4 protein-coding genes and 2 pseudogenes are annotated in these 3,061 nt (G+C 53.3%); 3 read left to right on the forward strand and 3 right to left on the reverse strand.

All coding sequences use genetic code 11. The annotated features are described in order from the left end of the window. Nucleotides 1–589: pseudogene (locus ACPLUI_RS13205) on the forward strand (hypothetical protein); the annotation flags it as partial. A gap of 29 nt (nt 590–618) precedes the next feature. Here the strand turns inward: ACPLUI_RS13205 and ACPLUI_RS13210 are convergent. Together ACPLUI_RS13210 and ACPLUI_RS13215 are read right to left on the reverse strand one after the other, a co-directional pair. Further along, a complete protein-coding gene (locus ACPLUI_RS13210) occupies nt 619–1,872 on the reverse strand; it encodes a hypothetical protein (RefSeq protein WP_424660717.1) in 1,254 nt (417 codons plus the stop codon). 16 nt (nt 1,873–1,888) lie between these two features. Further along, the gene (locus tag ACPLUI_RS13215) at nt 1,889–2,092 is read right to left on the reverse strand and encodes a hypothetical protein (RefSeq protein ID WP_424660718.1); all 204 of its coding nucleotides are present in this window, start codon (nt 2,090–2,092) and stop codon (nt 1,889–1,891) included. Nucleotides 2,093–2,210: 118 nt separating this feature from the next. On the opposite strand from ACPLUI_RS13215, the pseudogene ACPLUI_RS13220 reads away from it, so the two are divergent. Both ACPLUI_RS13220 and ACPLUI_RS13225 read left to right on the forward strand, forming a co-directional pair. Then, nucleotides 2,211–2,455: pseudogene (locus ACPLUI_RS13220) on the forward strand (winged helix-turn-helix domain-containing protein); the annotation flags it as partial. A gap of 22 nt (nt 2,456–2,477) precedes the next feature. After that, the gene (locus tag ACPLUI_RS13225; RefSeq protein WP_424660719.1) at nt 2,478–2,816 is read left to right on the forward strand and encodes a copper amine oxidase N-terminal domain-containing protein; all 339 of its coding nucleotides are present in this window, start codon (nt 2,478–2,480) and stop codon (nt 2,814–2,816) included. A 50-nt stretch (nt 2,817–2,866) separates the two neighbouring features. On the opposite strand, the gene ACPLUI_RS13230 is transcribed toward ACPLUI_RS13225, so the two are convergent. Then, nucleotides 2,867–3,061, reverse strand: a 195-nt coding sequence (locus ACPLUI_RS13230; protein ID WP_424660720.1) for a hypothetical protein, incomplete at its 5' end; no start/stop codon positions are given.

Genomic DNA, 3,061 nt, shown 5'->3' on the forward strand with positions numbered 1-3,061 from the left:
GCTGGTAAATAGAGTGAGACCAGCCCTGCTGGTAATCCCGGGCATGCTTATCCTCACCTGTGCCGTGTACTCCTTCACGACACTTGAGTTGAATACCGGCATCCACGCCATAACCGTAACCCTGGTCATGCTGGGAATAGGCATGGGTCTGGGTACCATGCCGGCCATAACCACAGGTTTAAACGCCGTACCCCGCCAGCTGACCGGTCAGGCTTCTTCTCTGCTGAACATGCTCCGGCAGGTAGCCAGTGCGGTAGGCGTGGCGATTCTGGCCAGTATCCTGGAATCCCGCCAAGACATTCAGTACAGCCGGCTGGCTGAAGGGATAAGCATCGACTCGCCCGGAGCGGGATTCTTGAACAACCAGCTGACAGCCATGTGGCAAACTACAGGAATGGGGTCTTTCGATGCCCACGTAGCTGCATTACAAACCTTATATTTACAAGTGTCACGTTTGGCGGGAGCACTCGCTTTCCAGGACACCTTTGCCGTAGCCACACTTTTCGCCCTTCTGAGCATCTTACCGGCAGCAGGCTTCCTACTGTGGAAAGGTGTACCCCGCGAGCAAACCAGGCATTTTACGCATTGACCAAAGTAAAACCGGTAACCTGAGAATCCTTATGCTTCCAGAACAAGGGTACCATCGCGAAAGACAAGAGGGCTCGCCGGTCCCAAAACTTCAATATCCGTCCGCTGGCTCAATTTCCCGGCCAGATTTTCAGTAACCCACAGGTACTCCAGTTCCAGGGTATTTTTGATCAAAGCCCCCTGCAAATGGTCAACGGCCCCACGTGGAGCAAGGCTCTCCATGGCTGCCTCTACAGCTGCCCGGTCGTCAGGCATCACCATGGGGAGCATCGCTCGCTGAACGTTTCCACTGGTAATACAGTTGAGATAGGTCTTTTGCCGGTCCATTTTATCGACCAGCCTCCTGGTGGTGAAATCTGCCAACCCAATACCTGTAGCGTTACCATGAGACGCCCCGGTCAAATCAAGCACAACAATCCGGGTAATTAAGGGAGACGCAGGTTCAGGCACCCCAACCATTCTGATTCTCCCAATTACGTTGGTGTCCATACCCGTGCCACTGATATTCTTGCCCATTTCCCTGACAATCAAAAAATCCAGCCTATCCACAGGCAGGCGCGGCATCAAGCGGTAAGCCTCAGCCAACAACCGCCGTTCCATATCCAATATTTCTTCCGGGGCAGCCGCCTCGATGATAGCCGTATCGTCGTAGCTATTTTCCACTACACCCACACCGGCCAAAATCTTGCCCGACCGGATAAAAATTTCACCGATATCTATAAGTGTAGTGGATATTTCCATTGGACTGACGCGGTGGATAAAGGATGCTCCCTTTACCTTACCCAGCCCCACGGCCATCATCTTCATCAAACCACTCTCCACAGGACCGTGAAAGGAAGTATGAGGTTTAATACGGTTGCATACGATGATCCCGTCAGCGTCCCAGGCGTTTACATCACAAAAAGCTTTTATCCCGCCGGGGGTTTGACCTATTTCCACCGCTTCCGCCGAGGTCAATACCGGACACCCCAATGTTTCCCGGGTTATCCCCAGGCTGGTCAGGATTTCCTCCTGTCCCCGTGCCGTCCCTCCGCCGTGACTCCCCATTGCACCGATAACAAAGGGCTCAGCTTCAGCCATCCTGACGGCTTCCACCACCGCCTTTAAAATGATGGTAATATTCTTGATGCCGCGGCTACCAGCAGTAATGGCAACCCTCTGACCGGGCTTTATTCTTTTGCGAAAATTGATTCTTTCCATCTCCCTCAATACGCGGTCCCGGATATCGTGCACTACCGGCCGGGGGAAGATCTGCCTGATCTTAACAAAGCGAAGGCGGTTCATATCCATACCTGTCCTTTTAACAAATATAATTTTTATTTATTTTTATTTGCGGGCTGCCCACCTTAAGACGACATCCATCACCGAAATCGTTCACAAGCAGCTGGATGGTGGTTTCAACACGTCCCATAACGTCTGCAGTCAACTCGCCTTTACTCACAGTATCGTAAACCATGTCCCTGAGCTTTGCACCCAGCTCGTTGAGGTCCTTCCGCAACTCCACCACCAGTGGCCCCCTGTCGCCGAGACGCATTATGATCTGCGGCAGTCGTGAAGACGGAGTGGCCACGTGGTGGTACCTGAACAGGGGCCAAAGGCAGGTTGCCCCGGGCATACCCGTTTTCCAGGCCTCCCACCCCAACCGCATCTTCACCGCGAGTCTCTCCTGCGGCAACTGTGGGGTTTCAACTTTGAGGGCAACACCCGGACCGTAGATGTGCACATCAACCGGATCCGGGAGAAACTGGAGCCATTCTCATGCGCATGGCGTATTAAAACCGTGTGGGGTGTGGGATATAAATTTATCCTGGAGGGAGAAGTAGAAAAAAACAGGAAAATAAATACCTGTATTGCAGAGGTGCTGTAAGCTGCGCAGAACACCCGCTTTGTTGACCTTTCTGCTGGTAATCCTGGCTTTCGCTTTCCCTGTTCTGGCCGCGCCGGGCCATAGAGCCGCGCTCGTGGTGGGCAAGATGTTTGCCACTGTGGACGGCCAGCTCAGGAAATTGGATGCTGCACCCTTCGTGAAAGAGGGCCGCGTTTTTCTTCCAGTGCGCTACCTGGCTTGTGCACTGGGCGTACCTGAAAAGGGCGTATCGTGGGCCGGAAAGACCCAAACTGTGGCGCTGAATCTCCGGGAAGAACGGAGCCACGTTGAAATGTCCAGAGCAGCGATAAGCCCAACCTGCTGCAAAACGGTTCTCAGCAGGACCGGCATTCCGGGTTAACGCTACTGCCTGAACCCTTATGTCGGCTGTTCCCACGGGTGCCGTTACTGCTATGCGGACACGGTGCTCCGTTTTTCCGGCCACTCCGGGAAATGGGGAGATTTCGTGGCCGCTAAAGTCAACTTGCCGGAGGTTTTGAGGCGAGAATTAAAAGCGGAAAGGGAACCTTGGAATTGTTTGAATTTCGCTCTATTATATTTTTCGACAGGATCCGGTTGAGGAACAGGGTGGTGTACTGCATCTCT

Origin of the sequence: Desulfofundulus sp., from assembly GCF_049701015.1 — a bacterium.
Classification (GTDB): Bacteria; Bacillota; Desulfotomaculia; order Desulfotomaculales; family Desulfovirgulaceae; genus Desulfofundulus.